Source organism: Microseira wollei NIES-4236 (genome assembly GCF_020521235.1).
GTDB classification, from domain to species: Bacteria; Cyanobacteriota; Cyanobacteriia; order Cyanobacteriales; family Aerosakkonemataceae; genus Microseira; species Microseira wollei.
Genome location: NZ_BLAY01000015.1, coordinates 24,762 through 39,234, shown reverse-complemented (window position 1 = coordinate 39,234; position 14,473 = coordinate 24,762). Strand labels below are relative to the sequence as shown.

At 44.7% G+C, this 14,473-nt stretch carries 16 protein-coding genes; 12 read left to right on the top strand and 4 right to left on the bottom strand.

Annotated features, from left to right (window positions below; genetic code table 11):
* Window positions 1-490 precede the first annotated feature (490 nt).
* The 3 genes from MiSe_RS06970 to MiSe_RS06960 all read left to right on the top strand — a co-directional run bounded on the left by MiSe_RS06970 (window position 491) and on the right by MiSe_RS06960 (window position 3,439).
* Window positions 491-1,639: a Re/Si-specific NAD(P)(+) transhydrogenase subunit alpha gene (locus MiSe_RS06970; RefSeq protein ID WP_226576552.1), complete on the top strand. Its 1,149-nt coding sequence runs from the start codon at window positions 491-493 to the stop codon at window positions 1,637-1,639.
* Window positions 1,640-1,745: 106 nt separating this feature from the next.
* Entirely contained in the window at window positions 1,746-2,039 is a 294-nt protein-coding gene (locus tag MiSe_RS06965; RefSeq protein WP_226576531.1) for an NAD(P) transhydrogenase subunit alpha part 2, read from the top strand.
* The gene (locus tag MiSe_RS06960) at window positions 2,039-3,439 is read left to right on the top strand and encodes an NAD(P)(+) transhydrogenase (Re/Si-specific) subunit beta (protein WP_226576526.1); all 1,401 of its coding nucleotides are present in this window, start codon (window positions 2,039-2,041) and stop codon (window positions 3,437-3,439) included. The genes MiSe_RS06965 and MiSe_RS06960 overlap by 1 nt, the downstream gene beginning before the upstream one ends.
* A gap of 207 nt (window positions 3,440-3,646) precedes the next feature.
* Here MiSe_RS06960 and MiSe_RS06955 read toward each other — a convergent pair whose 3' ends face one another.
* Window positions 3,647-3,868, bottom strand: coding sequence for a type II toxin-antitoxin system HicA family toxin (locus tag MiSe_RS06955; protein ID WP_226576521.1), 222 nt, complete (start codon window positions 3,866-3,868; stop codon window positions 3,647-3,649).
* On the bottom strand, window positions 3,865-4,071 hold the full coding sequence (locus MiSe_RS06950; RefSeq protein ID WP_373872764.1) for a type II toxin-antitoxin system HicB family antitoxin: 207 nt from the start codon (window positions 4,069-4,071) through the stop codon (window positions 3,865-3,867). The genes MiSe_RS06955 and MiSe_RS06950 overlap by 4 nt, the downstream gene beginning before the upstream one ends.
* Window positions 4,072-4,220: 149 nt before the next feature.
* Here MiSe_RS06950 and MiSe_RS06945 point away from each other — a divergent pair, with 149 nt between their 5' ends.
* From MiSe_RS06945 to MiSe_RS06930, 4 genes are all read left to right on the top strand, one after another.
* Complete coding sequence (locus MiSe_RS06945) at window positions 4,221-4,547, top strand: DUF433 domain-containing protein (RefSeq protein WP_226576514.1); 327 nt, start codon at window positions 4,221-4,223, stop codon at window positions 4,545-4,547.
* Window positions 4,548-4,550: 3 nt separating this feature from the next.
* Complete coding sequence (locus MiSe_RS06940; protein WP_226576510.1) at window positions 4,551-4,892, top strand: DUF5615 family PIN-like protein; 342 nt, start codon at window positions 4,551-4,553, stop codon at window positions 4,890-4,892.
* 124 nt (window positions 4,893-5,016) lie between these two features.
* Window positions 5,017-5,358, top strand: coding sequence for a DUF433 domain-containing protein (locus MiSe_RS06935; protein ID WP_226576507.1), 342 nt, complete (start codon window positions 5,017-5,019; stop codon window positions 5,356-5,358).
* 3 nt (window positions 5,359-5,361) lie between these two features.
* Window positions 5,362-5,697, top strand: a complete 336-nt coding sequence (locus tag MiSe_RS06930; protein ID WP_226576503.1) for a DUF5615 family PIN-like protein — start codon at window positions 5,362-5,364, stop codon at window positions 5,695-5,697.
* 46 nt (window positions 5,698-5,743) lie between these two features.
* Here the strand turns inward: MiSe_RS06930 and MiSe_RS06925 are convergent, their stop codons facing one another.
* Window positions 5,744-6,142 carry a J domain-containing protein gene (locus tag MiSe_RS06925; RefSeq protein WP_226576500.1) on the bottom strand — a complete coding sequence of 133 codons (399 nt, stop codon included), beginning with the start codon at window positions 6,140-6,142 and terminating at the stop codon, window positions 5,744-5,746.
* A gap of 214 nt (window positions 6,143-6,356) precedes the next feature.
* Window positions 6,357-7,220: a WYL domain-containing protein gene (locus tag MiSe_RS06920; RefSeq protein ID WP_226576497.1), complete on the bottom strand. Its 864-nt coding sequence runs from the start codon at window positions 7,218-7,220 to the stop codon at window positions 6,357-6,359.
* A gap of 163 nt (window positions 7,221-7,383) precedes the next feature.
* On the opposite strand from MiSe_RS06920, the gene MiSe_RS06915 reads away from it, so the two are divergent.
* From MiSe_RS06915 to cas3, 5 genes are all read left to right on the top strand, one after another.
* Window positions 7,384-7,572 (top strand): hypothetical protein, encoded by a 189-nt coding sequence (locus MiSe_RS06915; protein WP_226576488.1) that lies wholly within the window; start codon window positions 7,384-7,386, stop codon window positions 7,570-7,572.
* Between the two features lie 136 nt (window positions 7,573-7,708).
* Window positions 7,709-10,393, top strand: coding sequence for a CRISPR-associated protein Csc3 (locus MiSe_RS06910; protein ID WP_226576485.1), 2,685 nt, complete (start codon window positions 7,709-7,711; stop codon window positions 10,391-10,393).
* Window positions 10,394-10,407: 14 nt separating this feature from the next.
* Window positions 10,408-11,421: a type I-D CRISPR-associated protein Cas7/Csc2 gene (cas7d, locus tag MiSe_RS06905; RefSeq protein WP_226576483.1), complete on the top strand. Its 1,014-nt coding sequence runs from the start codon at window positions 10,408-10,410 to the stop codon at window positions 11,419-11,421.
* 3 nt (window positions 11,422-11,424) lie between these two features.
* Window positions 11,425-12,189 (top strand): type I-D CRISPR-associated protein Cas5/Csc1, encoded by a 765-nt coding sequence (gene cas5d / locus MiSe_RS06900; protein ID WP_226576481.1) that lies wholly within the window; start codon window positions 11,425-11,427, stop codon window positions 12,187-12,189.
* Complete coding sequence (gene cas3, locus MiSe_RS06895; protein WP_226576478.1) at window positions 12,179-14,452, top strand: type I-D CRISPR-associated helicase Cas3'; 2,274 nt, start codon at window positions 12,179-12,181, stop codon at window positions 14,450-14,452. The genes cas5d and cas3 overlap by 11 nt, the downstream gene beginning before the upstream one ends.
* Window positions 14,453-14,473 lie beyond the last annotated feature (21 nt).

Sequence of the window (14,473 nt, the reverse complement as noted above, 5' to 3'; positions counted from 1 at the left end):
TGAGTTATTACCTAATTTTAGCCGGTATGTAAAAAAATATGTACAAATGTATAGAAAATCGAGAAAAGGTTAAAAAAACTTGAACAAGTGAAGGGCAAAACAAGAGTCAATAGGTACTTTCATCTAAGTTAAAAGAAAGACGCTGAAATAATAAGAGAAGTTAAAGATACAGATACAAAGGTGGGGATCGACATAGGATATCAAAAAAGTAACTCTATACTTGAGAAAACCCTTGAACTATTGCATCGACATCAACAAACCGAATCATGAGAATAGCTCCAGGCTGCCTGCAGCAATGTTGTAGAGACTTGCCAGAGGTAGCATCTAGCTACTGAAAAACTGCAAAGGCAAAGCTTTTTAAGCAGTAAATTGCCGGGTTGCCTAAAAGCTTGTAGGGGGAAAAAAGCGCCCGCAAGAAAAAGCAACCCAGATAAAGCGGCTAGTCGCTTAGCCGCCTGTATGGGATGAGTCTTGCTTTAAGGAGGATTGGATGAAATTAGCGGTTGCTAAAGAAATTGAAATGGGCGAACGCCGCGTCGCCTTGATCCCGGACACGGTTGCCAAATTGGTAAAACTGGGTCTAGAAGTGTGGGTCGAGGCGGGTGCAGGCGAAGGGGCATTTTTCAGCGATGCCGCTTACGAAAGTGCTGGAGCTAAAATTATTGCCGATGCGGCTACGCTGTGGAGTGGAGCCGATGTAGTGTTAAAGGTGAGTCCGCCCAAAGAACATGAAATCCACTGGTTGCGGGAAGAAGGCGCATTAATTAGCTTTCTCAACCCGCTGGCAGATCCGGCGTTAGTAGAACGTTTGGCGCACCGTCGCGTTACCGCGTTCGCCATGGAACTGATCCCGCGCACGACGCGAGCGCAAAGCATGGATGCGCTTTCCTCCCAAAGGTCGGTAGCGGGATATAAAGCCGTATTGCTGGCAGCGGCGGCGTTACCGAAATATTTCCCGATGTTGACGACAGCTGCGGGAACGATCGCCCCGGCGAAGGTATTGATTATCGGAGCGGGGGTTGCAGGGTTGCAAGCGATCGCAACAGCTCGTCGTTTGGGCGCTATTGTAGAAGCCTACGATATCCGCCCCGTAGCTAAAGAAGAAGTACAAAGCTTGGGCGCTAAATTTATCGAAGTCAAACTAGACGAAGAAACGCAAGCAGCAGGCGGGTACGCTAAAGAAATTTCTGACGTCGCCAAACAAAAAGCCCAACAAGTCCTCGCCGAACATATCAAGGCATCGGATGTAGTAATTACTACCGCCCAAGTTCCCGGTAAGAAAGCCCCCGTCATGGTAACCGAGGAAATGGTCAGCCAAATGAAGCCGGGATCTGTAATCGTCGATATCGCAGCAGATCAAGGCGGGAACTGCGCTTGCACCGAACCGGGTAAAGATGTGGTCCGCCACGGGGTAACAATTCTCGGTCCAATTAATTTACCCGCAACTGTACCCGTCCACGCTTCCCAGTTGTATGCCAAGAACATCCTCACCTTGCTGCAATACCTAATTAAAGATGGTGGGTTACAGCTAAACTTCGAGGATGACATCATTGGCGACACCTGCATCACCCACGCAGGGGAAATTCGCAACAAACGGATTAAAGATGCCCTAGCCGAGTTAACAGTAAATGCTGGGTAAGTTTCATTTGTCCTTGGCTAATGGCTAATGGCTAATAGTAAAAACCCTCTTACAATTAGCAATTAGCAATTAGCAATTAGCAATTAGCAATTACCAAATCAAAAACATGGCAGAAGGATTAATAGCAGCAATAGTTGTGTTTGTTTTGGCGTCTTTTGTGGGATTTGAGGTGATTAATAAAGTCCCGCCCACCCTACACACGCCCTTGATGTCTGGATCGAATGCAATTTCTGGGATTGCGATCGTGGGTGCTTTGTTAATCGCTGGCCCCAAAGAATGGAATTTGACCGAAATCTTCGGTTTAATTGCCGTTGTCTTCGCAATGATTAACGTTGTTGGTGGTTTCTTAGTCACGGATCGGATGCTGCAAATGTTTAAGAAAAAGGAGGCTAAGGCGTAATGAGCGACTTTCTGCCGTCAACAATTCAAATCAGTTATTTAGTGGCTGCATCCCTATTCATCGTGGGTTTGAAGCAGATGAGTTCCCCAGCTACGGCACGTCGAGGCAATTTGCTAGGTGCCATCGGGATGCTAATCGCCATTGTTGCCACTCTCCTCGACCAACAAGTTCTCAACTACGAAACCATTGCAGTCGGAATTATTTTAGGTTCTATCATCGGCACGGTGATGGCCCAGAAAGTCGAAATGACCGCCATGCCCCAAATGGTTGGTTTGCTCAACGGTTTCGGGGGCGCAGCTTCGATGCTGGTGGCGATGGGCGAATTCTGGCGCTATCTTTATATCCCGGAAAGCTTGGCGGTTGATTCTAATATTGTCGTGCTGCTGGGTGTTCTCATCGGCGGCATTACCTTAACGGGTAGTTTGGTAGCGTTTGCCAAGTTGCAAGAATTGATGACGGGTGCGCCGATTACTTTCCCGTTACAGCAACCTGTGAATGCTTTCTTATTCCTGGGCTTTTTGGCAGGAAGCGGCTATTTGCTGGTATATCCAGAAGAGCCAAAAGTGTTTCTCGTCCTCGTGGCGCTTTCCTTAATTTTGGGCGTAATGTTTGTTATCCCCATCGGTGGGGGCGATATGCCTGTGGTGATTTCGCTGCTGAACTCCTATTCGGGAATAGCAGCAGCAGTCGCGGGTTTTATCGTGATGAATAACATGCTGATCATCGCCGGGGCGTTAGTCGGTGCGTCGGGTATCATCTTGACTCAAATTATGTGCAAGGCGATGAACCGTTCGCTCTTAAACGTCCTGTTTGCGGCCTTCGGTACGGGTGGCGGAACCAGTACTGGTAGCGGATCTAACATTGAAAAAGTCGTCCGCAGCATCGATGCTGAAGAAAGCGCGATGATGTTAGGTTATGCGCGTTCTGTGGTGATCGTTCCCGGTTACGGGATGGCGGTGGCGCAAGCACAGCACGCGGTGCGAGAATTGGCGGATCAGTTAGATCGGTTGGGCGTTGAAGTTAAGTATGCGATTCACCCGGTTGCTGGACGGATGCCGGGACATATGAACGTATTGCTGGCTGAAGCTAATGTGCCTTATCCGCAACTGTACGATATGGATGATGTGAATCCGCTGTTTGAACAGACGGATGTGGCGCTGGTGATTGGGGCGAATGATGTGGTCAATCCGGCGGCGCGTCACGATGCGAGTAGTCCGATTTATGGGATGCCGATTTTAGATGTGGATCGGGCAAAGCATACGATTGTGATTAAGCGCAGCATGAATACGGGTTTTGCTGGTGTAGATAATGAGTTGTTCTACAAAGATAAAACCATGATGCTGTTTGGTAGTGCGAAGGATGTGGTGGCGAAGTTGGTTTCTGAGGTGAAGCAGCTTTAACATGACTTACGCAAAGAAACTAAGGTGATACGAAAAATCGTTGGGAGAGGAAACTCGAGAGCGACTCTTCACCTTTGTTTCTTTTCTCGTCGTGCGTAAGTCCTGTTTAATAAACCGCGAAGACGCGAAGTGCGCGAAGAGAAGAGAGGTATAGAGAGATAGCTTGCCTGGTTGTTTTACTGGGCAAGCTATTTTGTTTTAGTTGATTCACAATAATTCGATAAACTCGTCAACACTGAGTACAGCATCTCGAATAATCGCTCCCAGTGTTCCTTTAGCAAGTTCCTGATGATCTGGTACGACGACTTGGGCAAAGGGTTCATCTCGACACAAAGAAATATGGCTTCCTTTTTGACGCAGGAAGTAGAAGCCAACCTTTGCCAATGCTTTGAGGCATTCCCTCCCAGAAATACGGGGTAATTTACTCATACAACCATCAATATCATGTCAAAGCGGTCTTCTGGTATGGGTTGGCCTTTTTCTTGCAGCACTTCGATGTATAGTTCGATTGCTTCTTTGATGTTGGTAATAGCTTCTTGTTTGGTTTTTCCCTGGCTGTTGCAACCTGGTAAGCTGGGGCATTCGGCTATCCAGTAGCCATCTTCATCGGTGTAGAGAAGCACTTGCCGCACGATCTCACCTCTAGCGATCATCTGGTTTGTCTATTGTTTTATTATGGCATTTAGGTGGGGATCGCATATACGCTCGCCTGATGCATCAAGGCAAGCTTACACAAGATAAAATTTTAAGTAAAATATGCGAGCGCGTAAACAGCCCACCTATGCTAACTACAGACTTAAAAAAACAACTTCTCGCTTTAAGTCCGGTAGAGAAAGCCCAAGCAATACAGTTATTAGTCCAAAGTTTAAGCAATACTTGGCAAGGGATTGAAAAGACGCCGGGGGTATGTGGTGGTGATGCTTGTATTGCAGGGACTCGGATTCCTGTTTGGTCGCTGGTAATCGATCGTCGTCTGGGTATGAGCGATGCTCGTATTTTAGAGGCATTCCCCCATCTTACTGCTGCTGATTTGGTGAATGCTTGGGCTTATGCGGCAGCACATCCAGATGAAATCGAACAAACAATTCGAGAAAATGAGGAAGTCTGAAAAGTGGCAAATCTTTATACAGATGAAAATTTTCCTCTGCCAGTTGTAGAATTTATACGCAGTTTTGGTCACGATGTTTTAACAGCTAGAGAAGCAGGTAAGGCAAATTTGCGAATTCCCGATGAGGAGGTGTTAGCTTTTGCGGTGAGTAATGAAAGAGCCGTTTTGACCCGCAATCGCCGTGATTTTATGCGATTGCATATTTTACAACCTGACCATGCTGGCATCATTGTCTGCACGGAAGATCCGGACTTTGAAAGGTTGGCTACGCGGATTAATGAAGCTATTGCTGGTGAAGAAACTTTAGCGGGTAAGTTGATTCGCGTCAACGGTCCGCAGGAATAGCGATGTCTGCGGCAAGCTACTGTACGAGAAAGCTTTGCCTATGCTAAGAAACTAAAATAGCAAGATAAGATGATTTGAATTGAAATGCGTTCGCGCAGCGTGCCGTTAGGCGTATCGCACACATATGCTAACTACAGATTTAGAAAAACAACTCCTTGCCTTGAGTCCGGTAGAAAAAGCCCAAGCTATACAAATCCTGACCAAAACTTTAAGCAATGGTTCCCCAGGAATTACAAAAACTCCTGGTGTGATGGGTGGTGATGCTTGTATTGCCGGTACTCGCCTTCCTGTTTGGCTGTTTGTCAGTTTGCGTCGTCAAGGTGCAAGCGATGCCGAACTTTTTGAGTGCTATCCGCAACTTAGTGCCGCCGATTTGGTAAATGTCTGGGCTTATGCTGAGGCGCATCCAGAGGAAATTGATACAGCAATCCGCGAGCAAGATGAAGCAATGGAATCTGAAGTATAATCTATGGCTAAGCTTTATGCCGATGAACAATTTCCATTGCCAGTTGTGGAATTATTACGGGCTTTAGGCCATGATGTTATGACTGTTCAGCAAGCTGGAAATGCTGGAGATTCCGATCCAGAAGTGCTGGCTTTTGCTGTTAGTAATGAAACAGCAGTTTTGAGGCAAAATCGTCGCGATCTTATGAAACTGCACTTCCAAGAATCTAACCATGCTGGGATTATCGTTTGCACGGATGATCGCAAAATAGAAAGATTGGCTACGCGGATTAATGAAGCTATTGCGGCTGTTGAAAGTTTGCAGGGTAAATTGATTCGCGTCAACCGTCCGCAGGAATAGCGATCGCTCTCGATTCCCCAAACTAAACAAACCTCGCGATTTTCCCTTAATCCAACCAGCCAGAAGCATCAATTTTGTTGGGATAGCTAACCTGTACGCGCTCATCCATTACTGTTTTATAGTTGCTTTCCCAAACTGTATTTACTTTCGGTTTATAGCTGTGCTGCACGGTCGATCCAGAGCGAGCAGGGGGGGATACTCTGGAGGAGGATTTCGGTGCAGCCTTTATGGTTGGGGCTTTCTGTACCGCAAATTGCAAGCGATCGCGCGCTTCGTTGATTTCTTGTATTTTGGCGTGAGCTTTCTGGTGCAATCGAGGATGGTTGACAAACCGATCCGGATGCCATACAAAAACCATGTCTCTGTAGCTTTGGTTAACTTCTTCTATGGAAGCGCCCGGTTCAAGCTCAAGAACTCTATAATATTTCTCTAGTTTGGTCATCATAAGCAACAATTGGGCGATAAGAATTCTGCGATCGCCGCACTATTTCCAGTTTTAATCGACTTTCGATAAGCTGGAGTAATTCCACATATTGGTTTAACAAATATATGTTTGGGTTTGTTTCTCTTAACTAAAGTTTATGAGGGTGTAATGATAAACCTTCATAAAGTTATCGGGGCTTTATATTTTAAAGCCCCTTTTTAGATTGCGTTGAGTATTAATCCCTAATTTCTAAGTCGTATTGACGGCAGAGGTCGATTAGTTTTTGTTTGATGCGATCGCGCATTGCTTCTGGTGCCAAAATGGTGCAATCCTCCCAATACCGCGAGACTTCTCGAATCAACCAGAAGGGATTGACAACGCGCCGCACTACCTGGCGGACATCTCCAATGACTTTATCCTCTAGATCGTCATCTTTGAGTTGATACGCTTTGACCATCCAGCCGCGAAACTGTAAGTACACTTTAATGGCATCAAGTTGACCGCGCCAATCCCCGCTAATCGGCAAAACCGACTGGATGCGGTCAAAACTTAAGCAGCGATTGTGCCAGAGTTCGGGCAAATCGGGGATGTCATTTTCTACGTCTTGAGTCTCTTCACACCAAATCAGCAGGTAGAACCGTTTCTCAAAGAAGCGAACCTCGGCATGGCGCACGGTGTATTCGAGTTCGTTGCTTTGGGAGTTGCGGTAGAGCAAATAGAAAGGCTGTTGTCTTTGCATCAGATCCTCAATCTCAGGCCGCCATCCTTTAGCGGGTTGGCTGAGTTGTTTCACGAGAGACTGGCGCAGGGGTGGTTCCAGGTTGCCTCGCTCGATTAAAAGTGCAAGTACAGTTTGGGCTTCCCCAATCTGACCTGCATCGTTTAAGGCTTTGATGGCTTGCTGTAAGGCTTTTACCTGGTTGGAGTCGAGGGTAAAGGGCTTTCCGACTTCTACAGTTGCTTGCGCGATCGCTACTAACAACCCGGAAATACTGGGAGCTTGACCCCAAAAGATGTTGAGGCGGCGAGCGATCGCTTCCAGTTGCTCCTTAGTTCCGGGCGGGATTGACAGTGTTATCGTGTCTTTTTTTCTGGGCATTGCCAAAATGTACTTGCATTTTGCTTTTTGGTATGCAATACTCTTTATTGTAAGTGTATAAAGCCCGGTTTCGATAAACTGTATGGACAATAGAAACCGATCAAAAAAGCCAGAGTTATAGCGCATGGCTTGTCTGGTTGTACACCCAATAGAGGCAAATGCCATGAAAGAAAGTCTTCCAGATCGTTTGCTGCGACTGATGTCCGATGGTCGCTGGCACTCTACTGAAGAACTGGTAGAGAAAATCAGCCACCGATTTTCTGCAACGATCCATGTTCTAAGAAAACGAGGTTATAAGTTTGAAGATCGCCGTGTAGAAGGCCAACGACGCGAGTGGCGACTGGTAATTTAGTGTAGAGCGATCGCTTGGCTGCAAGCATCTCTAGGGTAGTGGGATAGTGTTTACTACTCCTACTATCCTCGAAAATATAGCGCGGAATTTTGGCAAGTTTACTTATGAGAAAAAAGTCTCATAGGAGGGATCTATTGTGTCAAACCAACGTCGGCTTTTAAACCGTCCTCCCAAAACCTTGGACGAGCGATATTTCAGCGAAATTCGTCCTCGATTTTACGAACGTTATGCACACCATCACCAGTACGGTGTCAGGAAAGGGACAACTTTAGCAGAACATCTCGACTCTGCCTGTCAGTTTATGTTGACGGTTAGTTCAATCGGAAAAGTCCCGGAAGATAAACGTCCTGTATTGCTGGCAGCAACGGCGGTTCACGATCTCAATAAGCTGGATTCCCAAGAGCGAAATGTCAAAGTTTTGGCGAGAAATCGGGAATTTTTGCGAGAACAATTAGAACAAGCTTGTGTACTCGACGTTGTTACAGAAGATGATTTTGAATTAGCCAGACGATTAATTGAGCGGCATTCAGGTCATAATCGCACTGATGGAGCATTATTTTTCCCAGAAGATGAGGCGATCGATCGCTGGGCTGCAATGCTAACGGCGGCGGATTTATTCGATTTAGGAATACCAGAACAACAGCGGGTGAGGAAACTTCAAACAGAATTGACTGTGGCTTTTAATCGTCCTTGTAAACTTTTCCGAGTGCGGGTTTCTGAAGATAGAGGTTACATCACAGCTTTGTTACTGGGGGCTTGCGAGGAAGTTTTGCAAAGGTATGGGTTGCATCCTTTGGCAATTTTTCCCGATGGAGAACTTTTTGAAGGAGAAACATTACCAACTGTTGATTTAACAACAGAGATAGCGGTTTGTTGGCAAGGAAAGATTGACCAAGTTTTTGGTAATAATATCGAACAGCTAGTACTACCGACGAAAGACGGCATTAAAATTGCCCAGCAAGCAATGCAGCAAGATATTGAGCAAGTGCTGCTGAACGTGCTGGCCCTTTTGGAGAAGAAAAAAGCGGGTTATAAAGCCGACAAAATTGGAAAAGATATCGCTAAATGGTCAGAGGCAGTTGGTGAAACGGCTTTAGCGAGTGCGGCGGCGGTTGGTTTGTTGCCCGTTGGGAATGCAGAAGAGTTTGCGATCGCAGAAGGATTAAAAGCTGCATATCTCAGCTACCGAAAAACCGGACTCAACACCAAAGATGTTTGGGACAAGATTGCTAGTCATGTCGGTATTTCTGAGGGACAAAGAGCAGCCCTCGAACCCTTTGACGGACAATATGGGCGACCTTTATTTGCCGCCAAAGCAGTTACAAAAGGAATCGAAGGAATTGAAGCAGCGTTGCGCGAATCTTTTCAATTAAGAAAAGAAAGCACGCAAACATCGGATTCAGAAGTTTCTGATGAAGCGATCGCAGCAGTTGCCAGAAGTTTAAGTTTACCCATTGCTACTCGATGGAATGGATTTGAAGAACTCGATGCGTATATCGAAGCAAATCCGCGCAAGCGTTGCTCTTTAGGTTCTACTTTAGGCGAAACAGATGAACTAATTTCTGCCAACATGCCTCCTGGTACAAAAGTGCAAGCTTTTTCTAATCGTTTGCCGGGTGGAATTAGTGCCGAACCCAAAAGACAAGCCGATGCGATCGCAGCTTTAGCTTATCAATTAATGGCAGTTGGGGCAAATTTCCCGGCTGTTAAAAAACAAGACCCGCTCTATTTGCACTTAGCATTGCCGAAAGGATCTTGTCCAGAACTGCTAAGAATATGGCGAGAACATCTAGAGCAACTTGCTGCTACTAATGCTGAAGGCGGTACGGTAACAATTGATGAACTTAAGCTATATAAAGATAATTTGTTGGAATTTAAAGCCAATAAAGTTGTGGGTTTTGCTTTTCCCAAACGTCCTGAATTTGTTCATACAACGGTTATCGTTCCGCTACTTTGGGGAGATACTAATAATTCTTTAGCATTGCTCAAATCACTGCGACTTGCTTTAGAACTGTCTTTATCTCTAGAGTTTGGTTTTCCCTTCACAGTTGGGGGAAACTTGGAAGTTGAATTATCAGATGATATTTACGGACGAGTTGAAGGAATTCCTGCTACGCTTCAACCTCTGCTGGAAACGGGACAATATAACCGTCAAGATGCTGAGAAGATTTTGATGCGATTGCGCTGCATCAGCCAACTTGCAATAAATGTTGCCAGCATTCAGAAAGCGGATGATTGTTTGTACGACTTAGCCCGCGCTTGTGCCAGACCACTCGAACTTTATTATGTCCTATTACGTTGGACTTTGAGAGAACAAGATGAACCGAATTTGAGTGTAATTTGGATCCGCATTCGCGAGCCATTAAATACTTTACTGGAGAGCCTTATGCCCAATCAAAACACGCCTTTGACGCAATATCTCAAACAAGCTGCTCAAATAGCTGCTGAAGCTAAAATTTGGGGTAGTTCCTTTAAACGCACCGCTCAAGCTGAGCCTTTTACGGCTTTTACATCTGCTATTCGTTCCCAAAAATCTCATTTAGATTTAGATGTAATTTTTGCGGCTTTGGTGCAGCAATATCATACTCGTCTAGACCGCATTCGCGAGCATGGTGTGGGTGCAACTAAATACGAGCAAATTAAGGAATATTACCAAGTCTTGCGCCAGCTTTATCAAGAAGTTTACCAAGCTCGTCCTGAAAAGCTTTTAGCTGACCAAAAAACTTTGGAAGCGGCTTATTTGTTCTTCCTTGAGGAAGCGCGTCAGCAGCTAAAAAGCAAGTCTGAAAATAATTCTGCTGAAACTACTACAACTGTTTAATTTAGGAGGTTACTATGTCAGTGGAAAAACTTTCTCCCGTTCTAGCTCAAACTTATGAAAACTTTCCCAAAGGACGGTTTATTAGTTTAGTTGTTTTGAGGACAACGCATTCTGAAACTATCTTGCGGACAGAAGGTTCTGGGGAACCAATGTGTAGCGAGTTTGTTCAAGCGGGTGTAACCGATACAACTATTATTCAACGCTTGGTGATGACGAAGCGCAAACAAGTTGCACCAGAAAGACGTTACGGACGGGAATTTTTACGGGCGCACGAACTTTTATACACCAAAGACGGTTCTCTTTGTGCTTTGAATACCAATGCACCTTGCGAAATGTGCGTAGATTGTTTTCTCTACGGTTTTGCAGCAGGTGGCGGTGGCGCACAAAAAAGTCGTATTTGGACTGAGGATGCTTTTAGTATTTTACCTGCAACTGAATTGGTGGGCGATCGCACGATTAACGCTATTTTTGAAACCGGCACGATGCGCGATGAAAAAGGCAACGCTTCGACGGCATTAAATACCAGCGAATACATCAAACCGGGCGTTCATTTCCTAGATGTAGTCACGCTGAAAGATATTACTGCTGATGAATTGCGATATGTCATTGGCAACATTCTTTTGACAACTCGCTACGGGGCTGTTTCCAGTCGCGTGGGACGGATGGAAAACCAGATTTTAGGTGTATTTGGCAGCATCAAAGAACTGCCTAGTTCTCTGGAATTGGTACAAGCTGTTTATGAGGCTTTGGGGCAAAATTTAGAACATCCTTTGCATAGCGATCGCCTCATAGCTGCCACTCAACAAGTCATTGCCACTTGGAAAAACAAACGCGGTGTTTCTATGCAACTTTCTGAAGATGAACTATCCGCTTTAATTGCCGATGTAGATCGTCATTGGTCAGAAGCAGAACGCGATAATTTCCTCAAACGATTGAGTCAGTCTTACGAACCTTTCCGCCAAGTTGCTACAGAAACTAAAAAGACCAAAGGAAAGGGAAAAAAAGCCACCGCTGAAGTAGAGAGTTAATTTATGTCACCACTTCCTTTTCAACAGGCAAGAATGATTGAGTTATCTTGCATCGAACCAGTCTTTTTTGCCTCTAGGGAGTTGTCAGATACCTATTACACTGAAGGGGCGATAGGGAATTATGCACTTGCCTATGCTTTTGGCTGGGTAAATTCCTCTTATCGCCTCCAAGGTGATAGAACTGGACGACCAACTTACAAAGAAGATTTAGCCCCCATTGCACAAGATTGTTACGTGTTACCCGCTTCACCTTTAAATGGCAGAGTTACCTTTAGGTTTGAACGGTTTAATGCACTTTCTGATAGTTATTGGTACGCCATGACAAACAACCGCGTCGCCACCGCCCGTGAAGATTTACCGTTGCAAAGACAGGGCAAAAAACCGAGTTCGTATAGACCCAGTAATTTTCCTCAAACTGGGCGTTTAAGAATGATTGAACGCGGCAATAAATTTCGCACTTTGGTATTTGGAAACTTTGAAATTCCGGATTACATTCGCTTGGGTAAATTCCTGAGTAAAGTTAAAACCAATGTTGTGGATGAATTAGAAGTCGTTGCATTACCAGAAGGTGAATATCGCAGTCAAGCTTATTTGAGTGTTGCTGACTTACCACCCAATTTAGAAATGTTCTCGTTTGACCTAATTTCCATGCCACCTGCACCTTTGCTAAAAAACCTACACTTTCGAGGTGCAGCTTGGCAAATTGGAGAAACTATTGTGCCAGCAAATTTATATTTCTGCGGTGGAGGTAGACAGAATGAGCAATGAAAGATTATTGACCAAATTGGAATCTCGCAGTATTGCTGCTTGCGTATCTTTGCCATCGGAATTGGCATTTATGGAAAAAGCACTGAAACATCAAGTTGATGTGTTTGACCTCTCTCGCAATGCCGATATTATTCTCGATTTATCGCCAACTGGAACGGGAAAAACTCAAGCGGGATTGACAGTAATTCTGCACAATCCCACTCAAAGTGCTATTTACATTGCCCCGACGAATGCGTTAGTAGAACAACAGCGAGAAGCCGCAGAAAAGTTTGTCAAAAAAGCTGGTTTACGTCACGTTGTGAAAGCGGCTTCTGCTAGAGAAGTAAGGGCATGGCCTAGCGATAAAGTGGGTAGTCGTCCCAGTGAAAAGCTGTATAATGTAATTCGCAATCCAGCTACGGTTTTTGATGATGTAGGCGCAAATCAGCCGATTCTTTTAGTCACCAATCCGGATATTTTCTACTACGCCACTTTCTTTGCATATAACCAGCTAGATCGCACTAATATCGCCAGCGGTTTTTACACCAAGTTTGCTACTGTTCTGTTTGATGAATTCCATCTCTATGACGCCAAACAACTCGTTAGTTTGTTGTTTTATCTGGCATATTCCCACGTTTTTGGATTCTTCAAAAATGGTCGGCGAGTGGTGTTGCTGACAGCGACACCCGAACCTGCTTGCGAACTGGCTTTGAAAAGTTTAGAAAGCCAAGGTGTGAGAATAGTAAAAGTTGATGGAGAGAATGACAAAGCTAATCTTTTACCTTCTCAAACAGCAGTTAATTTGGAGTGGCGATCGCAACCCGACAAAGATGAATGGTTGCCAGAATTAGCCGATGAAATTGCCAACCGATTTCGCGAAAAACCTCACCATAACGGTGCAGTTATTCTTGATGCTAAAGACCACATCAATCGCTTGGCAGATTTACTTTATGCTAGAAATTTAGGTGGCAAGTTTGGACGCATTACAGGTTCTACTCCCCAAACTGAACGCAAGTCAGCAGCACAAAAACAGATTATTCTGGCTACCAGTACAGTCGATGTGGGATATAACTTTGAAAAAACGCCTGCACCAACGCGACAAAATTTAGATTGGTTGATTTTTTCTGCACGCGATCGCTTCTCTTTTTGGCAACGTTTAGGACGAGTTGGGCGGGTATTAGGCAAGTCGCAAACGGATATTGATTCGGATGCGATCGCTTACCTTTCTCCTCTCGCTTGGGAACAAGGTTTATCTTCTCTCGACTGTGCGGGAGGACGGCAAGCTTTAAGCCAAACTCTACATAGTCTTTCCTGTCTTGATAAACCTTTTTTACAAATTTACTGGAGTTCGGAAGCCTTTTTAGAAATTGCCCGTCCTCTTTTAGAATTAGAGGATAAATTGACAGGTTTATCTGGTAGTCAATTCATTCTGCAACTTTTTGATACTCTAAGAGAAACACTGGGAGGAAACCGCGACTGGGATTACTACCGTGGCAGGATGAAAGCATTACAAGGTGCTGAAAATATTGCCAAGGCTTCTCTAAAAGATATCAAAAAAAAGTGGAAGTTTACCAAAGGAGGTCAGGCTTTTGTTAAAAGATATCTTCAAGCCAATTTTCCGGAAGATTGGGAAGACTTGAAAGCTGGGCGTTCAACTTTAGAAGCATACGAACCAGTTTTTCAACAAGAAGAAAATGCTGTCGATTTAAAAGAGTTTGCTTCAGTTTGGAGTGCTAGTTACGCACCGCTGTTTCAATTCCGTTCTAGTTTGTTTGAAAGTTTGACGATTCGCGATCCTCATGGTTTGTTGCTGGATGAAGCTGAGGAAACAGTTTTAGACCCGATTCATTTGTTGCGATACTACGAATTTGTTCAAAAGGGTGAATTTATTGAAGTAACAAATCGCGTCGATACACCCTATGAATTAAGTTTTCATTTACGTTATTGCGACAGTTGGCAAGAGTTTGTTAACAAAGAAATCAACAAGTTGACAGCTTTCAGAAATTGCCGCATTGAAAGGCGACTGGGAGGCGCGATCGCACCCTCTCCCCTACTCAAAGAACTTGAAAAAAATTTGCTCCCAGGTGTGATTATCTGCCCGATAGCAAATGCCAGTACAATATATCAACTTCAAAGGGAACGCATTGCATCTTATCCGATTGTCATTCAAAGCAATGATGCTAAAAAAGAATACAGGTTTTTACCTGGATTAGCAGGAATTTTAACAATGGCGATGAAAGGCAAACAACTGCGTCTTCCTGATGATGAGCTTTTCATTGTTTAGCCAATTTATTAGTAGATAGGA